Below are 17,557 nucleotides of genomic sequence, written 5' to 3'. Positions count from 1 at the left end.
CACCACCAGCCGCGCGGCGGCGGGCATCAGCCGCTCGACCGCCTCGGCGGCAGCGGCGGCGCGCGCGTCACCACCGCGCGTCTCGTCGTACGAGGTCGCCTCGCGGTCGTAGTCGAGCACCGTCAGCGCCCCCTCCCCGTGGACGCGGCCCGGACGAGCCCCACGCCGGGGCGGCCCCGGCCGCTGTCATGACCGGCGTGCCCGCCGGCCGCCGCGCTCCGCGTCATGCGCCCACGCTACCCGCGGACGGCCCGCTCGTCCGGCGCCCCGGACTGCGCGACCGCCGCGGCTGCCCTGCCTCCGCGCGCCGGTGGGCCGCGTCGCGGGACAATGGAGTGGTGATCACCGTCATGACCGGGGCCGGCATCTCCACCGAGTCCGGGATCCCCGACTACCGGGGCCCCGGCGGGCTGTGGCGCAGGGACCCGGACCACGAGAAGCTCGTCACCATCGGCTACTACCTCGCCGACCCCGACATCCGGCGCCGGTCCTGGCGGTTCCGGCGCGACAACCCCGTGCGCGCCGCCGAGCCCAACGCCGCGCACCGGGCGCTGGTGGAGCTGGAGCGGGCCGGCCGCCTCGACCGGCTGATCACGCAGAACATCGACGGGCTGCACCAGAAGGCCGGGTCCGACCCGGAGCGGGTGCTGGAGCTGCACGGCAACATGTCCGGGGTGGTGTGCGTCGACTGCGGGGCGCGCTCGACGCTGGACGAGGCCCTGGACCGGATCGACGCGGGCGAGCAGGATCCCGCCTGCCTGGCCTGCGGCGGGATCCTGAAGACGACCACGGTCATGTTCGGCGAGAACCTGTCCGAGGACGTCGTCGCCGAGGCGGCCCGGGCCGCCGAGCGGGCCGAGGTGTTCGTCGCGATCGGGACGTCCCTTCAGGTGCTGCCCGCCGCGTCGCTCGCCGCGCTGGCGGCGCGGAGCGGGGCGCGGCTGGTCATCGTGAACGCCGAGCCGACCCCGTACGACCGGATCGCCGACGAGGTGATCAGGGATCGGATCGGCGAGGCGGTCCCCCGGCTGGTGGCGCGGCTCACCGCTTGAGCTGGAACCGGTCCGCCTGGAACGGGGTGAACGGCGTCGACAGCGTCCTGGCCTGGGCCGGCCCGCAGAGCGCCGTCAGCAGGTGGTCGGCGAAGGCGTAGTCGATCGCGTGCGGGACGAGCTGCCCGTTCTCGTCGATGGTCTGATACTTGGCGCGGTTCAGGCCCACGGAGATCTGGCGGCTGCCGTCGGGGCTGGACAGCGACTGGGTGAGCATGCCCCACACCGCCCCGTCGTGCCCCCAGAACCGGCCGCAGGGCAGGTCGGCGGCGTAGATGCCGAGCCCGTACGGGATCAGTCCGCCCCCGGCGGCGACCGGCACCGTCCGCTGCATCTCGGCCAGCGTCCCGGACCGGATCAGCTTGCCCCGCAGCAGTTCCCGGTAGAAGCGGTTGAGGTCGTCCATGGTGGAGACGACGGCCCCGGCGGTGCCGGCCCAGGACATGTCGTAGACGCCGAAGTCGCGCGGCGGGTCGAACAGGCCGTAGAAGGACTCGTACGCCCCGGAGCTCGGGCCGGGGATGCGCGGCGTGCGCGGGAACGACGTGCGCCGCAGCCCCGCCTTCTGGATCACGTGACGGGTGATGTACCGCTCGGCGTCCATGCCGGAGACCTTCTCCAGCAGCAGGCCGGCCAGGATGTAGTTGGTGTTGGAGTACGAGCCCGGCGTCGTCCCTGGCTGACCGGTGGGCGGGAACGCGAGGCCGAGCCGCACCAGCTCCTCGGGCTCGACGCGGCGGTAACGGTGCTCCTCCAGACTGTCGAGGGAGCCCTCCAGCAGCGAGGGAAAGGCGCCGGGGATGTAGTCGGCGAGGTGGCTGGTGTGGTTGAGCAGCATGCGCACGGTGATCGCGTCGCCGGTGATCAGGTCGGGCAGGTAGCGGCTCACCGGCGCGTCCAGCGCGACCTTGCCGCGCTCGACCTGCTGGAGCACGGCGACGGCGGTGAACGTCTTGCTGATGCTGCCCACCCGGTGCACCATGTCCGGCTTGACCGGTCGCCCGGTCCGCACGTCGGCCACGCCGGAGGCGCCCTTCCACGACGAGCCGCCGTCGCGCACCGCGGAGTAGACCCCGTACATCCCGGCCTCGTGGATCGCCTCCAGCGTCGCGCGCAGTTCGCCGCCGGGCGGGGCCGCCGCCTGGGCGGGCGCGGCGAGCGTCCCGGCGACGAGCAGCGTGCTCACCCCCGCGAGCGTCCTTCTCAGGATCGACATGTACCGCCACCTCCGGATCTCGGTTCCTGGTCGCGTACGAGCCTGGCCGAGCGGCGGCGGCGGGACCAGTCGGCCCAGTCATCGACCGGACATGACAGCTGTCATGTCCCGGCGTGGCGGGGGTCGTTGACCCCGGCCCCGCGCCCCGCGCATGATGCTGGCCATGGCTTTGCGCACACTCCACCACCACGACCGGCACGGCGCCGCCGGCGTCATGAGCCACCCGCGCGCCTACGAGATGACCTCGGCGATCGGCTTCCTGGGCGCCCGGCGTGAGGTGTTCACCCGCCTGGCGATCCAGGCCAGGCCGCGGCCGGGCGAGCGGTTCCTGGACGTGGGCTGCGGCACCGGTTACCTGACCCGGGTGGTCGCGCCCGTCGTCGGCCCGGCGGGACGGGTGACGGGGATCGACCCGTCCCCTGAGATGATCGGCTACGCCCGGGGGCGCGCTCCGGGCAACTGCGACTACCTGGTGGGCGAGGGGCAGTCGCTGCCGTTCCCCGACGAGTCGTTCGACGCGGTGGTGTCCAGCCTGGCCGTCCATCACATCCCGGAGGACGCGCGGCAGGCGGCGATCCGGGAGATGGCCCGGGTGCTGCGGCCGGACGGCAGGCTGCTGGTCGCCGAGTACCGTCCGCCGGCGCGCCCGCTGGCCCGGCGGCTCGCCGAGCTGGTCGGCGGGCCCGCCCTGCACGGCGACCCGTACGGGATGCTCCGCACGCTCCTGCCCGAGGCGGGCCTCCGGATCGAGGCCGAGGGCGACCTGCCGGTGATGCTCTCTTACGTACGGGCCCGCAAACCGTCATGATCCCCCCATGAACCCCCTCGACCGCATCGCCCGGGTCCGCCTGTCCTCGGTCTACCTGCCGCTCGACGCGCCGGTCAGCGACGCCAAGGTGCTCACCGGGCGGCAGCGGCCGATGACGGAGGTGGCCTTCCTGTTCGCCGAGATCACCACCGAGGGCGGCCTGGAGGGGCTCGGGTTCTCCTACTCCAAGCGGGCGGGCGGTCCCGGCCAGTACGCGCACGCCTGCGAGCTCGCCCCCGACCTGATCGGCGAGGACGCCAACGACATCCCCAGGCTGTGGGAGAAGCTGGCGTGGGCCGGCGCGTCGGTGGGGCGCGGCGGGCTGGCCGTCCAGGCCATCGCCGCCTTCGACATCGCGCTGTGGGACCTCAAGGCCCGGCGGGCCGGGCTGCCGCTGGCCAAGCTGCTGGGCGCGCACCGCGACTCGGTGCGCTGCTACAACACCTCCGGCGGGTTCCTGCACGCGCCGATCGAGCGGGTGCTGGAGAACGCCGCGGCGGCGCTGGAGCGCGGCATCGGCGGCATCAAGATCAAGGTGGGCCAGCCTGACGGGCGCGCCGACCTGGCCAGGGTGCGGGCGGCGCGCGAGCGGCTGGGCGCGGACGTGCCGCTCATGGTCGACGCCAACCAGCAGTGGGACCGGCCGGCGGCGGCCCGGATGGGGCGGGCGCTGGAGGAGTTCGGCCTGGTGTGGATCGAGGAGCCGCTCGACGCGCACGACCACGCCGGGCACGCGGCGCTGGCGACGGCGCTCGACACGCCCGTCGCCACCGGCGAGATGCTGTCCAGCGTCGCCGAGCACGCCGAGCTGCTGCGGGCCGGCGTGGACGTCCTGCAGCCGGACGCGCCGCGGATCGGCGGCATCACCCCGTTCCTGCGCCTGGCCGCGCTCGCCGAGCACCACCGGGTGCAGCTCGCGCCGCACTTCGCCATGGAGATCCACCTGCACCTCGCGGCGGCGTACGGGCAGGAGCCCTGGGTGGAGCACTTCGAGTGGCTGGAGCCGCTCTTCGAGGAGCGGCTGGAGATCCGCGACGGCCGCATGCTCGTGCCCGACCGGCCGGGGCTCGGCCTCACGCCGAGCGAGCGGGCGAGCGCCTGGACGGCCGAGCGGCGCGAGTTCCGCTGATCACGCGACGACCGGCGCCCGCGGCCCCCTTCATCCGGGTGGCGGTCTCGCTCTCGCAGGCGGACACCGCCGCCGGCGGCGAGGCGTCACAGGTGGCCCTGGCTGCCGACCGTCGCGAGCTCGCGCAGTTCCTGGGTGAGGCTCTCGCGGACCTTGGCCATGATGCGGCCCTGGGTGGCCTCGTCCGTGACCTCGAACACCACCCGGGCCAGGAACACCGCCCGGCGCCCGTCGCACCCGGCCCGCGTCGCCACCCGCTGGATGAACTCCTCCCGGCCGAAGTGCTCGCCGGTGCCGAGACCGCCGTAGACCTCGGTGCGGCGCAGGTTCTCGCCGATCTCGTGCGGCAGCTGGGCGGCGAGCTTGTCAGCGAGGCTCTCGGGCAGGCGTTCGCCGAGCGTCTCCAGCGTCGCCCGGATGGCCCGCTCGGCGTGCGCCCGGTCACTCAGGCGTCCGCGCGCCTGTACTTGGCCGACGAAGTCGTCATGTCGCATGATTTATCCCCCTTCGTCCCACCCAGCGGCTACCCGGTCCCGGCGGCGTCACAGGAGGCCAGGCCCCAGAAATGGGTAAAGCTCCCGGGCGGCACGGCGCCTTCAGGACGCGTGCAGTGCCGCCACCTGCTCCAGGGCGTCGGCGTGCAGCGCGCCGTGGAACGCCGGCGCCGGGTCAGCGGCCTCCTCGGTCGCGGTGACGACCGTGACCACCACGTACGGGCCGGCCGCGCCGACGCCGACCTTGCCGTACGCGTACCGGCCGTGCGTGCCGCCCCGCCGCCAGCGCAGCGCCGCCGACGAGCGCAGCGACAGGCTGAGCGCGGCGGCCTCGGCCCGGTCCTCGGCGGGGAAGGCCAGCAGGAGCTGGACCGCCTTGAGCTTGCCGTCCCGGGCGGAGTAGGCGCACTGGGAGGCGTGGTCGCAGCCGTGCTCGGCCAGCGGGCGGCCCTCGCCGTCGACGGGTTCACAGGTGTCGTGGTCCCAGCCGCCCACCTTGCGGGCCCGCGGCACGCGGGCGTGGTCCAGGTCTCCGAACTCCTCGTGGCTCAGCTCGTGAGTCAGCGGCTTGCTGGTGGGGGTGCGCCGCGGCTCCTCCGTCGTTGCCGCGGGCGGCGTCGCCGGCGGGGCCGGGACCGCTCGCAGGCGGACGTCGATCGCGCTGACCGTGAGGCCGGCCATGAGCAGCGCCGCCAGGGTGACGGTCAGTCCGACGGCCAGGGCCCCGCGCCGGCCGGCCGTCTCCCCTTCGGACGCGTACAGCCTGGGTTCCGGGCCGTCGGGCGCGCACGGCGGTGATTCCGGCGGTGATTCCGGCGGGCGGTCGGTGGGCGCCTGCGGTTGTGGGTCGTCCCCTAAAAACGACATATCCCATATTCTGCGGATAAGTCACTACAGGCGCTCCCGCTCAGCCGATCAGCCCGCCGCCTTGCGGCTCAGGTGCTCCCAGGACCGGTACTCCTCCGTCCGAGCCCGGTCCAGCTCAGCGACCAGATCGTACGAGGCCGCGCCCACGATCAGCCGCCGGGGCGGATCGGGCAGGGCCACCAGCTCCATGATCACCGGGGCGGCCGTCCGCGGATCGGGCCCGGCGTCCTCGCCCCACATCGCTGCCAGCTTCTCCCGCAGCGGGTCGTAGACCGCCAGCGGCTCGGCCACGGTGGTGCCCGTCGTGAACAGGCCCGTGTCGTACCCGCCCATCTGCAGGTTGGTCACCTTGATCCCGAACGGCTCCACCTCCATGGCCAGCGCCTGCGTGATGGAGTCGAGCGCGGCCTTGCCCGCGCCGTAGAACCCGACGGACGCGAACCCGACACCGGCCGCCATCGAGGTGACCTGGAGGATCCGTCCGCCTCCCTGTCTGCGCAGGTGGGGCACGGCGGCTTGGCAGACCCAGACCGCGCCGAGCACGTTCACGTCGAGGTGCGCCCGGATCTGTTCTTCGGCGGCTTCCTCGATCATGCCCATGAGCAGGCCGCCGGCGTTGTTGACCACGACGTCGAGCCGCCCGAGCGAGGCGACCGCGCCGTCCACCGCCTCGCGCACCGCCGCCCGGTCGGAGACGTCGAGCGCCACCGGGACCAGCCGCCCGTCGTGCCCGGCGGCCAGGTCCTCCAGCGGGGCGACGTTCCTGGCCGCGCCGACGACCCGGTCTCCCGCGGCCAGCGCCGCCTCGGCGAACGCCCGGCCCAGCCCTCGCGACGCCCCGGTGATGAACCAGACCCGTGACACGGGCCCACCCCCTCGTTCTGTGGATACGAGACGTTGCGTCTCGCCTCCACATGCTGCACCTCCGGCTTCACCCTGTCAAGACGGACCGTCTCGTCTTAATGCCAGGCCGTTCCGGGGCGCCACCGGTGGGTAGCGTGCGGTCATGGGCGACACGTACACACTGGGCCCGGAGACGGGACGGCTGCTGGTCGAGACGGAGCGCACCGGACTGGGCGCCAAGGCCGGGCACGATCTCACGATCGAGGTGACCCGGTGGAGCGGCGAGGCCGTGGTCGACGCCGACGATCCGGGCGCCTGCCGGGTGAACGTCGACGTGGACGCCGGGTCGCTGCGGGTGGTGTCGGGGACGGGCGGGGTCAAGCCGCTCACCGACTCCGACCGGGCCGACATCGAGCGCTCCATCCGCGGCAAGGTGCTGCACACCGACCGGTTCCCCGCCATCGCGTTCCGGTCCGGTCAGGTGAGCGGGACGCGGGAGTCGTTCCGGGTGGAGGGGGAGCTGACGCTGGCGGGCGAGACCCGGCCGCTCACCCTCGACTGCCGGTTCGACGGCGAGCGGGTGCGGGGCGCGGCGACGGTCACGCAGAGCCGGTGGGGCGTCAAGCCGTACTCGGCGTTCTTCGGCGCGCTCAAGCTGGACGACGACGTCGCCGTCCGGTTCGACGTGGCGCTCGTCAGCGCGGCTTCCTGAACAGCGTCTCCTGGGTGATGCTGGCGGCGAGCCGGCCGTCGCGGGTGTGGATGGTGCCGGTGTACCAGCCGCGCCCGGCGGACACCGTGTGCGGCACCAGGTCCATCAGCACCCATTCGTCCATCACGGCCGGCCGGTGGAACCAGACCGCGTGGTCCAGGCTGGAGCCCGAGCGCCCGCCGCCCCCGTGCGGGATGCCGGTCAGCCCGCTGGAGATGTCGGAGAGGTACGTGAGCACGCACGCGTGCAGGAGCTGACCGCCGGGCAGGTCCTGGGTGCAGCGGGCCCAGAACCGGGTGGGCCATTCGGCGGCCGCGTACGGCTGCGGCGGCAGACGGCTCTCCATGGAGAACAGCCGGGGCAGTTGGGCCGGCGCGAGCCCGTCGGGGTCCGGCGCGTCCGGCGCGGGGTGCATCTGCACGTCCACGCCGGGCTCGGGGACGTGGAAGGACGCCGACATGTTGAAGATGACCTTGCCGTTCTGGATGGCGACCACCCGCCGGGCGGAGTACGACCGGCCGTCCCTGTCGCGGTAGACCCGGAACACGGTGGGCCGGGCGGCGTCGCCACTGCGCAGGTAGTAGCCGTGGAGCGAGTGCGGCAGCCGGTCGGGGGACACCGTGTCGCCGGCGGCTGCCAGGGCCTGGGCCGCGACCTGTCCCCCGTACAGCGGGAACGGCTCCTCGAAGACGGTGGTCCCCCGGTAGAGGTCCTCTTCGAGCTTCTCCAGCGTCAGCAGGTCGAGCACGGTGGGGGCGGCCACGGGGCTGAAGGTCGGCATGAGGCTGACGGTAGAGGACGCCGCCGGGCGGGCGCGAGCCGGGGTGGGGCGCTATGAGAAGCTCGTCCCGGTGTTTCCCAGGGAGAGGAGAAGCCGGTGGCCGAGGACGAGCTGATCTACGAGGTCGACGGCGGCGTGGCGGTGATCCGGCTGAACCGTCCGCGCCACCTGGGCGCGTTCACCTGGCCGATGATCAACGCCTGGGCGCGGGCGCTGCGCGAGGCGCAGGAGGACGAGGGCGTCCGGGTGGTGGTGCTCACCGGCACCGGCGAGGGCTTCTGCAGCGGCGTGGACCTGAAGGCGCTCGACGAGATCGAGGCGACGCCGATCGAGCGCAAGCGCATGCTGACCGATCGGGTGCACAAGGTGGCGCGGGCCGTCGAGGACCTGGACAAGCCGCTGATCGCGGCGGTGAACGGGGTGGCGGTCGGCGCCGGGATGGATATGGCGCTCATGTGCGACATGCGGTTCGCGGCCCGGTCGGCCCGTTTCTCCGAGGGCTACATCCGCATCGGCCTGATCCCCGGCGACGGCGGCGCCTACTTCCTGCCCCGGCTGGTCGGCCCGGCCAAGGCCATGGAACTGCTGATGACGGGCGACTTCGTCGACGCGGACGAGGCGCTGCGACTCGGCATCGTCAACCGGGTCTACGACGACGAGGCGCTCATGGCCGAGACGATGGAGTTCGCCAGGGGCATCGCGGCCAAGCCGCCGATCGCCATCTCGATGATCAAGCGGGCGGTCTACCAGTCGGCGCGCGCCGACCTGCGCACCAGCCTGGACCTGATCTCCTCCCACATGGCGATCGTGCAGGCCACCGACGACTACGCCGAGGCCATGACCGCCTTCCGCGAGAAGCGCCCCGGTCACTACCGCAACAGGTGACCCACGTTGACACGACAGAACATTATTCGATAGGCCAGGGGCATGGTCGCAGCCGACGAGTTCGATGAGATCCTCCACCAGGTACGGCAGTTCGTCCGCTCCCGGGTCGTGCCCCGGGAGCAGGAGATCGCCGACGCCGACGCGATCCCGGACGACCTGCGCCGCCAGGCGGCCGGCATGGGCCTGTTCGGCTACGCCATCCCCGCCGAGTACGGAGGGCTCGGGCTGGACATCGCCCAGGACGTCCGGCTCGGCTTCGAGCTCGGTTACACCACGCTCGCGTTCCGGTCGATGTTCGGCACCAACAACGGGATCGCCGGCCAGGTCCTCGTCGGGTTCGGCACCGAGACGCAGAAGGAGCGCTGGCTGCCGTCGCTGGCGTCGGGCGAGGTCACCGCGGCGTTCGCGCTGACGGAGCCGGAGGCGGGCTCCGACCCGTCGGGGCTGAAGACCTCGGCGGCGCCCGACGGCGACGGCTGGGTGATCGACGGCACCAAGCGGTTCATCACCAACGCCCCGATCGCGGGGTTGTTCGTGGTGTTCGCCCGGGTCCGACCGGCCGACGCGGCGGGCAGCGGCATCGCGGTGTTCCTGGTGCCGGCCGACGCTCCCGGGGTGACCGTGGGGCCGAAGGACGCCAAGATGGGCCAGGAGGGCGCCTGGACCGCCGAGGTCGCGTTCACCGGGGTCCGCCTCGGCGCGGACGCGCTGATCGGCGGCGAGGTCGACGCCGGTTTCCGGGCCGCGATGACCGTGCTGGCCCGCGGCCGGCTGCACATCTCGGCGGTGGCCGTGGGCCTGATGGAGCGGGCGCTCGACGAGTCGGTGGCGTTCGCCGCGCACAACCGGCAGGGCGGCCGGCCGGTCGGCGACTACCAGCTCGTGCAGGCGATGCTCGCCGAGCAGAAGGCCCTGTGCATGGCCGGCCGGGCGATGGCCGCCGAGGCCGCCCGGCTCTGGCTGACCGGCGAGGACCGCAGGCTCGCGCCCTCGGCCACCAAGCTCTTCTGCACCGAGGCGGCGGGCAAGGTCGCCGACCTGGCCGTCCAGGTGCACGGCGGCAGCGGCTACATGCGCGGCGTGCCGGTCGAGCGGATCTACCGCGACGTGCGCCTGCTGCGCCTGTACGAGGGCACCAGCGAGATCCAGAAGCTCATCGTCGGGCGGGAGCTGATGCGCGGCGCCGGCGCGGGAAAGGCGGGTCGCTGATGTCCGCACCGCTGGAAGGGCTGCGCGTCGTCGAGCTCTCCGGGTACGTGGCCACGCCGCTGTGCGGCATGACGCTGGCGCAGCTCGGCGCCGACGTGGTCCGGGTGGAGCCGATCGGCGGCCAGGCCGACCGTTCCCGGTGGCCGCTCGGCCCGTCCGGCACCAGCCTCTACTGGACCGGGCTCAACAAGGGCAAGCGCGCCATCGAGGTCGACTTCCGCTCCGAGGAGGGCCGCGCGGTCATCGCCGACCTGGTCGAGCGGCGCGGCGTCGTGGTGGCCAACGCCGATCTGCCCGGGCTGTCGTACGAGAAGCTCCGCGAGCGTCGCGGGGACCTCATCCACGCGCTGCTCACCGGCAGGCGCGACGGCGGCACCGCGGTCGACTACACGGTCAACGCCGAGGTGGGGCTGCCCGCGGTGACCGGGCCGGTCGGGATCGACGGGCCGGTCAACCACGTGCTGCCCGCCTGGGACATCGCCGCCGGGCTCTACCTGTCCACCGGGCTGCTGGCCGCCGAGCGGCACCGGCTGCTGACCGGTGAGGGGCGGCGCATCACGGTGGCGCTGCGCGACGTGGCGCTGTCCATGGTCGCCAGCCTCGGCTACCTGGCCGACGCCCAGCTCGGCGGCGAGCCGAGGACCAAGGACGGCAACCACCTGTACGGCGGCTACGGGCGCGACTTCCGCACCGCCGACGGCCGGCGCGTCATGCTCGTGGTGCTCACCTCGCGCCACTGGTCTGACCTGCTCGCCCTGACGGGCCTGGCCGCCGCGGTCGAGGCGGTGGAGCGGGCGCTCGGCGCCGACTTCCGGCGCGAGGCCGACAGGTACGCGCACCGCGCCGTCATCGGCGGGCTGCTGGAGCCGTGGTTCGCGGCGCGGCCGTGCGCCGAGGTGGAGGCGGCGCTGTCGGCCCGGCGGCTGCTGTACGCGCCGTACCGGACGTTCGAGGAGCTGGCGGCGGACCCCGAGGCGCTGCTGGCCGGCAACCCCGTGCTGGGGATGCTCGACCAGCCGGGCGTGGGCCCGCACCTGTCGGCGGGCTCGCCGCTGGTCGTGGACGGCGAGCAGGAGCCGCCGCGCCCGGCGCCGTCCGTGGGCGGGCACACCGGCGAGGTGCTGCGCGAGGAGCTGGGCTACTCGGAGCGGGACGTCGCGGCGCTGCGCGAGCGGGGCGCGATCGGCTGACCCGTCAGGTGAGGGGCATGGTCATGCGGCGGACCAGGGTGTGCAGGTAGGCCCGGAAGTCCTCCACCACGGCCGGCCCGGCCCGCTCCCCCTGCTTCTGCGGCCAGTCGGGGGACACGTTGCGCATGCCGCCCGACAGGAACCCGTACACGCACCACACGATGGTCCACACGAGGTGGTGGCCGTTCACGTCGGCCGGCAGGAGCCCCCGCACGGCCTCCACCACCTCGGTGACGAGCGGCCGGGTGTAGATGTCCTCCATGTCGGGTGTGTCGGTGGCGTCGCCGGTCCAGCGGTGCAGCCACAGCGCCAGATACTCCGGATGCGCGACGTTGAAGTCCAGGTAGGCGTCGACCAGGTCGAGCGCGCCCTGGAGGCCGGGGCCCGCGGATCTCAGGGCCTGCCCCATGACCTCCCGCTCGGCCTTGACGGCGCGGACCATCACCTCTTGGTACAGCTCCGGCTTCTCGCCCACCAGCCGGGTCAGCCGCTCCAGATCGACGCCCGCCGCGTCGGCGATCATCCGCATCGACGTCCAGTCGTACCCCAGCTCGGCGTAGAGCCGCGTCGCCACCCCGATCAGCCGGTCCGTCTCCGCATTCATGGCCCTCACTGTAGGTGATGTCACGATCGCGTAGCGACAGGGGGTGGGATGTCGCCCCTGGTGCCCGCTCGGTCCCTGCACCTGGTGCGGTCCGGGAGCGCGCGAGAACGGCGCGGCGGCCCGGAGCCGCCGCGCCGCGATCATCGGGGTCAGCTCGCGCTGCAGGAGACCGTCGGCCAGGTCCAGTTGCCGTTGTGCTGGATCGTCACCCCCCAGTTGTTGCCGCTGCCGTTGGGCCTGGCGGTCAGCGTCTGGGCGCTGGGATAGCCGGCGCTGATGTTCCAGGTGGACAGGACCCGCGCCGGGGACGGCACGTTCATGGTCACGGTCCAGTTGCTCGATCCGCTGACCGCGACGTTGAGGTTGTAGCGGTCGCTCCACTGCTGGCCGGCCGAGAGCGTCGCGGTGCAGCCACCGCCCGGGTTACCGGGGTTGCCGGGGTTGCCCGGGTCGCCGCCGCTGCCACCGATGGTGATGTTGGAGTTCCCGCTGCTCTGGTAGCCCTCGGTCGCCATGATCATGTAGTCGTGGCTGCCCATGCTCATCCCGTTCCTGGCCCACGCGTCGAAGTGGTTGCCGGAGGTGATGGTGCCGCCGGTCCGCCGCGACTGGCGGACGCTCCAGAACTGCTTGAACGTCCTCGTGCCCTCGATGGAGGGGGCGTTGTAGCGGGTCGTCTCGTAGATGTCGTACGTGCCGCCGTCGCTGGAGACCGTGCCCTTGTACGTACCGGTAGGCCGGTAGCTGCCCCAGTTGTCGACGATGTAGTACTCGATGAGCGGGTTCCGCGTCCAGCCGTAGAGCGTCAGGTAGGCGTTGCCGGACGGGTTGAAGCTGCCCGAGTAGGTGACCGTCCTGCGCCCGCCGGTGCGCCAGCCCTTGCCGGCGACGAAGTTCCCGGTGTTGCGCCAGGAGGTGCTGTAGTTGCCGCCGGAGCCGAGCTCCATGGAGACCGTGCCCTGGCTGTCGGTCCAGAACGAGAAGAAGTAGCCGTTGTGGTCGCCGGTCTGGTTCGAGGTGATGGGGGCGGCGTGCGCGACGCCGGGCATCGCCACGGCCATGAGCAGTGCGGCGGCTACGGCGCAGGAGCGGCGGACGAGCGAGCCCAGGCCGCCGCGGCTGCGGATCTTCGGGGGTGCGGGGGCGCCGTGCATGGTGCTTCCTCCTCGCGAAGGCGGACAGCGTGGTACGACCCGGCGAGGCCGGTGGCCGGAGGTCGATGGCGACAGTGTTCATCCGGCCCCGAAAGTTGTCAACAATTCCCGAAACATATCGGCGACACTTAGCGCTAATAGACCTGGCCATCGTGCTTTACCTGCGTATTAGAGGCCCACCTGGCTGGTGAAACTTTCATGAATCCTCCGACCGGTCGGTTGATCACTATCATGGCGCGAATGCGGAAATTACCGTTATTCGGCCTGATCGCGGCCCTCACTGCCACCTGTTGCGGCGCCGCCTCGGCGGCCGTCACCCCCCTCGCGGACGACAAGCACCCCTACAGCAAGGGTCTTTCCCGACCGGTCAGGGACCCGATCTATCCCGCATACGGCAACCCGTCCATCGACGTGCTCCACTACGGGCTGAAACTGGCCTGGCGGCCGGACCGTCGGAGCCTGGCGGGCACCGCCACCCTCACCGTCCGGGCCGTGAAGCCGATCAAGGAGATCAGGCTCGACTTCGGCCGGGCCCTGAAGATCGACCACGTGACCGTCGGCGGCGAGCGCGCCCGGCCGAGGCACACCGGCGACGACCTGACGATCCCGCTCCCCGCCACCCTCGCCACCGACAAGAACGTCCGGCTGGTGGTGCGCTACCACGGCGTGCCGAAACCGCACTCCTCCGGCCAGCGGCGCCCCGACCTCGCCCGGCTCGGCCTGCGCTCGGCCGCCGACGGGTCGGCGTGGGCGCTGCAGGAGCCCTTCGGCGCGTTCACCTGGTTCCCGGTGAACGACCATCCGTCGGACGAGGCGCTCTACGACATCGCGATCACCGTGCCGAAGGGCTGGGCGGGCGTCGCGCACGGCACGTACCAGGGCAGAAGCGTGCGGGGACGCGCGGTCACCTACCGCTGGAGGTCGACCGACCCGGTCGCGAGCTATCTGACCGTCTTCACCGTCGACAGGTACCGGCTGCACCGGGCGAAGGGCCCGCGCGGCATCCCGATCACCTACTGGGTGCGGGGCGACGAGGGCCCCCGGGCGCTGAAGGCGGCGCGCCGGATGCCGGAACTGCTGCGCTGGATGGAGAAGAAGGCCGGGCCCTACCCGTTCCCCAGCGCCGGCCTGGTGGCCACCAGCGACTCCGGCATGGAGACCCAGCAGATGATCACGCTCGGCGGCGAGTACCTGACCCCCGCGGTGGTGCTGCACGAGCTCGCCCACCACTGGTTCGGCAACAGCGTCGGGCCGCGCACCTGGAAGGACGTGTGGCTGAACGAGGGCTTCGCCATGTACTTCGAGATCCAGTGGACCGCCGACCACAGCCCCGGCTCCATGGACCAGCACATCGCGCGGGCCCGCGCCGACGAGCGACTCGCCCGCGCGATGGCGGGCCCGCCGGGTGACTACCGGCGCGACTCGTTCGCGGCCGGCAACGTCTACTACGGCCCCGCGCTGATGCTGCACGAGATCAGGAAGCGCATCGGCGACAAGAGGTTCTTCGCCATGACCCGGGCCTGGGCCCAGGAGCACCGCAACACCAGCCAGGACCGGGCGTCCTTCACCGCCTGGGTCAACCGGCACACCGGTGAGAACCTCACCCAGCTGATCGACGCCTGGCTCGACTCCCCGACGACTCCCGGCGACTGAGCGGCGACTGAGCGGCGCCCGCCCCGCGGGCTGCGGGGCGGGCGCCGAGGTCAGCGCGGCCTTGGGGCGACCTGTCCTGGTCCAGTGGTCAGCCGGTGGCGCAGAACACGCGGTCGAGGGACTGGAAGCCGGCGAGCGCGGCCTTCTCGTCGTTCGCCTTCGGCAGGGCGGTCAGGGCGAACGAGACGGCCCGGCCGTCCTCGGTGACGCCGTTGCGCGTCTCGTAGCCGTCGATGTCGCCGCCGTGGCCCCAGATGTGGCCGCCGCAGGAAAGCTTGATCTTGAACATGCCGAGGCCGTACTCGAAGCCCGGCAGGAAGTTCTTCAGCTTGACCGTCTCCTTCATCTCCTTGAGCTGCTGGGGCTTGAGCAGCTTGCCGTCCATCAGGGCCACGAAGAAGCGGTTCACGTCGCTCGGCCTGGCGATGAGCTGGCCGGCCGCCCAGCCCCAGCTCGGGTCGATCTCCGTGATGTCGACCGGCTTGGCCCCGGGCTCGCCGATGTGGTAGCCCGTGGGGTGCGGGTCGCGGATGGTCTGGACGCCGGGGCCGGGCCAGTAGGTGTGCCTGAGCCCCAGCGGCTTGATGATCCGCTTGGTGATCTCCTCCTGGATCGGGCGGCCGGTGACCTCCTGGATGAGCAGGCCCAGAGCGACGTAGCCGGTGTTGCTGTAGGCCCAGTCCTTGCCGGGCGGGAACAGGCGCTTGTGGCCGAGCCCCTGGCGGAGCAGGTCGTACGGCTCCTGGTACGTGTCGCGCAGCTCCAGGATGGAAGGCATGTACTGGGTGTAGTTCGGCAGGCCGCTGGTGTGGTTCAGCAGCATCCGGACGGTGATCTTGCGGCCGTCGTTGCCGTTGCCGCGGATGACCTTGGGCAGATACTTCTCGACCGGCGCGTCCAGGTCGATCTTGCCCTCGCCGGCGAGCTGCAGCACGACCACGGCGGTATAGGTCTTGGTGTTGCTGGCGATGCGCACGTACGCGTCGGCCGGGATCTTCGCCTTCGTCTTCAGGTCGGCGACGCCGGCGGTGACGTGGCGGACCCGGCCGCTCTTGTCGCGCACCGTGCCGAGGGCGCCGGGGAAGCCGTGCTCCTTGACGAGCCGCTGCAGTTCCTTGCGCAGGGCGTCGTCGCGACCCGCCCCGGCCGTTCCCGCGGTGGCCTTCCCCGCCTCGGCCTTCCCGGCGGCGGCCTTCCCGGCGGCGGCCTTCCCGGCGGCGGCGGTCGCCGGCGCGGCGGTCAGGGTGAGCGCGGCCAGCGCGGCGAGCGCGCCCGTAGTGATCTTGGTGAACATGGTGGTCGGTCCCCGTCGGAGTCGGTGGCGTGGTGACGGGTACAAGACTCCCGCCGCGCGCCGCCATGATCGATCCCGTGTGCTGGAGACCCGGGGTACAGCAGGCACTACCGGCCGGCGCTCACGACGCGCCCAGCCGGACCTCCGCCATCGGACGCCACCGCCACGTCGCCGTCGCGTCGTCCTGCTCGACGATGTGGATGCTGCGGATGGTCACCTCCCGATCCGGGAGCCGCTCCCCCAGCGCCTCGATCACCGGGGCCGCCGGGCCGTCCGCGTTGCTGTAGGCCACCGCGACGTGCGGGGTCCACGAACCGTGAGGCAGGTAGCCGTCGCGGCCCGTCGCCGCCCGCGTGGCGAACTTCGCCGCCTCCATCAGGGGCCGCAGCCGCTCGGCCGGCCGCGCCTCCAGCGCGACCTCCTCCGGGTCGTACAGCACGCGGCCGAGCGTGACGGTGAACGGCTCGACCCGGGCGAGCTGGCCCGCCGCCTCCTGAGCCATCACGCCCACCTGGTCCCCGGTGATCTCGTCGGCGCTTCCGGCGACGAACGTGGTGAGGTGGAGGAACGCGGGCGGCACCGGGTCGAGCCCGGGCACGCCCTCCAGGCGATCACGGGCGTCCTGCGCGACGGCCCGCGCGTGCGGGTCGTCACCCAGCAGGACATGCCAGTAGATGCGGCCCTGGGATCGGCGTCTCCCCCATCGGTCGGCCATGCGCGTCGGGAGTGGACTCACACATCCTCCTCGTCCGGGCGGGGAGTGGTACGTGGTGATCTGCTCACACAGCGTGGTCACCATATCGGAGCGGCGCCGGAGCGGGCGGCCAATCGCCCGGCCCGTCCGGCCCGGCCGTACGGGCTCACGCCGGCGATGCCGCGGCCCACCAGGCAATGCCCGCGGAACCGGGACCCAGGCAAAATCTCCCGCGCGCGCCGATGATTTCCACGACCCGGGCAGGTCTACCTCTGAACACAGAACGAAACGCACGTCATCAGGGAGACACCATGGCCACGAACGCGCTACCGCCGGTCGTCGACGCCGAGACCTGGCAGCGCGAACTCGACGCGCTGCGGGCCAGGGAGAAGGCCGCGACCCGCGAACTCGACGCCATCGCCGCCCAGCGCCGGCGCCTGCCGATGGTGAGGATGCCGGACTACACGCTGGAGGGCGAGCAGGGACCGGTCCGCCTGGCGGACGTCTTCGAGGGCAGGCGCCAGCTGATCGTCTACAACCACATGTGGTTCCCGGGCAAGGAGTGGCAGTGCCCGGGCTGTACGGGGTTCACCTCGCAGTTCACCCGGCTGGAGTTCCTGGACAACCACGACGCCCGGTTCGTCATCGTCACCCAGGGCCCCATCGACGAGGCACTCGCCTACAAGCGGCGGGTCGGCAACAAGATGACCTGGTACTCCACCGCGAACAGCCCGTTCGGCGCCGACGTCGGCGCGCCGCCCGGCGGCGGCTTCGCCGTCAACGTGTTCCTGCGCGACGGCGACACCGTCTACCGCACCTGGCACACCAACGGCCGGGGCACCGAGCAGATCGGCCACTCCTTCGCGCTGATCGACCTCCTGCCGTACGGCCGGCAGGAGGAGTGGCAGGACTCGCCCGAAGGCTGGCCGCAGTCGCCCACCTACAGCCGCTGGGCCGACTCCAAGGAGATCG

The 17,557-nt window shown here is 72.4% G+C and carries 18 protein-coding genes; 9 read left to right on the top strand and 9 right to left on the bottom strand.

Annotation, left to right across the window (positions count from 1 at the left end; translation table 11 throughout):
- The first annotated feature begins 350 nt into the window (after positions 1-350).
- Complete coding sequence (locus OUY22_RS28700) at positions 351-1,052, top strand: SIR2 family NAD-dependent protein deacylase (protein ID WP_408638217.1); 702 nt, start codon at positions 351-353, stop codon at positions 1,050-1,052.
- Here the strand turns inward: OUY22_RS28700 and OUY22_RS28695 are convergent.
- Positions 1,042-2,268 carry a serine hydrolase domain-containing protein gene (locus OUY22_RS28695; RefSeq protein ID WP_270158311.1) on the bottom strand — a complete coding sequence of 409 codons (1,227 nt, stop codon included), beginning with the start codon at positions 2,266-2,268 and terminating at the stop codon, positions 1,042-1,044. The genes OUY22_RS28700 and OUY22_RS28695 overlap by 11 nt on opposite strands.
- Before the next feature lie 163 nt (positions 2,269-2,431).
- On the opposite strand from OUY22_RS28695, the gene OUY22_RS28690 reads away from it, so the two are divergent.
- Both OUY22_RS28690 and OUY22_RS28685 read left to right on the top strand, forming a co-directional pair.
- On the top strand, positions 2,432-3,076 hold the full coding sequence (locus OUY22_RS28690; protein ID WP_270158310.1) for a class I SAM-dependent methyltransferase: 645 nt from the start codon (positions 2,432-2,434) through the stop codon (positions 3,074-3,076).
- Positions 3,077-3,083: 7 nt separating this feature from the next.
- Positions 3,084-4,205 carry an L-talarate/galactarate dehydratase gene (locus tag OUY22_RS28685; protein WP_270158309.1) on the top strand — a complete coding sequence of 374 codons (1,122 nt, stop codon included), beginning with the start codon at positions 3,084-3,086 and terminating at the stop codon, positions 4,203-4,205.
- 86 nt (positions 4,206-4,291) lie between these two features.
- Here OUY22_RS28685 and OUY22_RS28680 read toward each other — a convergent pair whose 3' ends face one another.
- The 3 genes from OUY22_RS28680 to OUY22_RS28670 form a co-directional block, all read right to left on the bottom strand.
- Positions 4,292-4,699 (bottom strand): DUF2267 domain-containing protein, encoded by a 408-nt coding sequence (locus tag OUY22_RS28680; RefSeq protein WP_270158308.1) that lies wholly within the window; start codon positions 4,697-4,699, stop codon positions 4,292-4,294.
- A gap of 102 nt (positions 4,700-4,801) precedes the next feature.
- A complete protein-coding gene (locus tag OUY22_RS28675; RefSeq protein ID WP_270158307.1) occupies positions 4,802-5,566 on the bottom strand; it encodes a hypothetical protein in 765 nt (254 codons plus the stop codon).
- A gap of 48 nt (positions 5,567-5,614) precedes the next feature.
- Entirely contained in the window at positions 5,615-6,430 is an 816-nt protein-coding gene (locus OUY22_RS28670) for an SDR family NAD(P)-dependent oxidoreductase (RefSeq protein WP_270158306.1), read from the bottom strand.
- Between the two features lie 142 nt (positions 6,431-6,572).
- Here OUY22_RS28670 and OUY22_RS28665 point away from each other — a divergent pair, with 142 nt between their 5' ends.
- A complete protein-coding gene (locus OUY22_RS28665; RefSeq protein ID WP_270158305.1) occupies positions 6,573-7,121 on the top strand; it encodes a YceI family protein in 549 nt (182 codons plus the stop codon).
- Here OUY22_RS28665 and OUY22_RS28660 read toward each other — a convergent pair.
- Complete coding sequence (locus OUY22_RS28660; RefSeq protein ID WP_270158304.1) at positions 7,105-7,902, bottom strand: acyl-CoA thioesterase; 798 nt, start codon at positions 7,900-7,902, stop codon at positions 7,105-7,107. The genes OUY22_RS28665 and OUY22_RS28660 overlap by 17 nt on opposite strands.
- A 96-nt stretch (positions 7,903-7,998) precedes the next feature.
- On the opposite strand from OUY22_RS28660, the gene OUY22_RS28655 reads away from it, so the two are divergent.
- From OUY22_RS28655 to OUY22_RS28645, 3 genes are read left to right on the top strand one after another with little or no spacing between them, the layout of a single operon-like run.
- Positions 7,999-8,787 (top strand): enoyl-CoA hydratase/isomerase family protein, encoded by a 789-nt coding sequence (locus tag OUY22_RS28655; RefSeq protein ID WP_270158303.1) that lies wholly within the window; start codon positions 7,999-8,001, stop codon positions 8,785-8,787.
- Between the two features lie 42 nt (positions 8,788-8,829).
- Complete coding sequence (locus OUY22_RS28650) at positions 8,830-9,996, top strand: acyl-CoA dehydrogenase family protein (RefSeq protein WP_270158302.1); 1,167 nt, start codon at positions 8,830-8,832, stop codon at positions 9,994-9,996.
- Positions 9,996-11,186: a CoA transferase gene (locus tag OUY22_RS28645; RefSeq protein ID WP_270158301.1), complete on the top strand. Its 1,191-nt coding sequence runs from the start codon at positions 9,996-9,998 to the stop codon at positions 11,184-11,186. The genes OUY22_RS28650 and OUY22_RS28645 overlap by 1 nt, the downstream gene beginning before the upstream one ends.
- A 4-nt stretch (positions 11,187-11,190) precedes the next feature.
- Here the strand turns inward: OUY22_RS28645 and OUY22_RS28640 are convergent, their stop codons facing one another.
- Complete coding sequence (locus OUY22_RS28640; protein ID WP_270158300.1) at positions 11,191-11,790, bottom strand: TetR/AcrR family transcriptional regulator; 600 nt, start codon at positions 11,788-11,790, stop codon at positions 11,191-11,193.
- 149 nt (positions 11,791-11,939) lie between these two features.
- Entirely contained in the window at positions 11,940-12,944 is a 1,005-nt protein-coding gene (locus OUY22_RS28635) for a glycoside hydrolase family 11 protein (protein WP_270158299.1), read from the bottom strand.
- A 240-nt stretch (positions 12,945-13,184) separates the two neighbouring features.
- On the opposite strand from OUY22_RS28635, the gene OUY22_RS28630 reads away from it, so the two are divergent.
- A complete protein-coding gene (locus OUY22_RS28630; protein WP_270158298.1) occupies positions 13,185-14,597 on the top strand; it encodes a M1 family metallopeptidase in 1,413 nt (470 codons plus the stop codon).
- An 88-nt stretch (positions 14,598-14,685) separates the two neighbouring features.
- Here OUY22_RS28630 and OUY22_RS28625 read toward each other — a convergent pair whose 3' ends face one another.
- Entirely contained in the window at positions 14,686-15,891 is a 1,206-nt protein-coding gene (locus OUY22_RS28625) for a serine hydrolase domain-containing protein (RefSeq protein ID WP_270158297.1), read from the bottom strand.
- Positions 15,892-16,012: 121 nt separating this feature from the next.
- Positions 16,013-16,627: a 2'-5' RNA ligase family protein gene (locus OUY22_RS28620; RefSeq protein ID WP_270158296.1), complete on the bottom strand. Its 615-nt coding sequence runs from the start codon at positions 16,625-16,627 to the stop codon at positions 16,013-16,015.
- A gap of 269 nt (positions 16,628-16,896) precedes the next feature.
- On the opposite strand from OUY22_RS28620, the gene OUY22_RS28615 reads away from it, so the two are divergent.
- Positions 16,897-17,557 (top strand): DUF899 domain-containing protein (locus OUY22_RS28615; RefSeq protein WP_270158295.1); only part of this gene is annotated, 661 nt, incomplete at its 3' end.

This window comes from Nonomuraea corallina, assembly GCF_027620315.1.
Lineage (GTDB): Bacteria > Actinomycetota > Actinomycetes > Streptosporangiales > Streptosporangiaceae > Nonomuraea > Nonomuraea corallina.
The sequence above is the reverse complement of the archived record's forward strand: the minus strand, read 5'-3'. Positions and strand labels throughout refer to the sequence as shown.